Here is a 252-nt window from a genome sequence, read left to right on the forward strand (position 1 = left end):
GCCGCTGATGGCGTTGGTCACGCTCATCAGCGGGGTATGCAGGGAGGCAGTGACATTCCAGATAACTTGCCAGCCGATGAAACAGGCCAATACAAATACCGTGAAGTGGCGCAGGAAGCTTTCCGGCGCATGGGCGCCAACGGCATAGAGCGCGGCCACGGTGGCCATCAGCAGCGCCCCCTTGCCAATCAGGCTGCGGCGCTCGGATTGCCGCCGCGCTGCCGCCTGCTGTTCGGCGGAGGGTTCCTCGGT

At 64.3% G+C, this 252-nt stretch carries 1 protein-coding gene; it reads right to left on the minus strand.

The genetic code is table 11. The annotated features are described in order from the left end of the window. The coding region (locus ABFY71_RS19005; RefSeq protein WP_347947437.1) for a proton-translocating transhydrogenase family protein at positions 1–252 on the minus strand (252 nt) is incomplete at both ends.

It is taken from the genome of Devosia alba, from assembly GCF_039938915.1.
Taxonomy (GTDB): Bacteria; Pseudomonadota; Alphaproteobacteria; order Rhizobiales; family Devosiaceae; genus Devosia; species Devosia alba.